Origin of the sequence: Winogradskyella alexanderae, assembly GCF_020166335.1 — a bacterium.
Taxonomy (GTDB): Bacteria; Bacteroidota; Bacteroidia; order Flavobacteriales; family Flavobacteriaceae; genus Winogradskyella; species Winogradskyella alexanderae.
In genome coordinates, this window is record NZ_JAIUJR010000043.1 from 1 (window position 1) to 406 (window position 406).

The window sequence follows — 406 nt, forward strand, 5'->3', positions numbered from 1 at the left end:
GCATTAAACAAGCCGTCTAGTGCATCAAGTTATGAACCTAATAGCGGAAGTTCGGAAGCCAATGATGGTAATTATTCGGCAAGCAACAATTATTGGGGAGCTAATCCTCATGGTGAATGGTGGCAAGTAGATTTGCAAAATACTTATAATGTAAACAAAATTGTAGTTACCAACTATCATCTTGACAATAGATATTATCAATACGATATAGAAGCATCTACTGATGGTGTCAGCTGGACAAAGATTGTTGACTTTAATGACAATACAACTCTTGCTAATAGCCAAGGAAATACCTTTGAAAGCTTAAATGCTACAGCTAGGTATTTACGCGTAAATATGAACTATAACTCTGCAAATATTGGAGTACATATCGTTGAATTTGAAGCTTATGGTGAATTGGCATCTT

At 35.5% G+C, this 406-nt stretch carries 1 protein-coding gene; it reads left to right on the forward strand.

Annotated elements, in window-relative coordinates:
• On the forward strand, nt 1-406 hold a 406-nt coding region (locus tag LBU54_RS15300; protein ID WP_224531995.1), incomplete at both ends, for a discoidin domain-containing protein.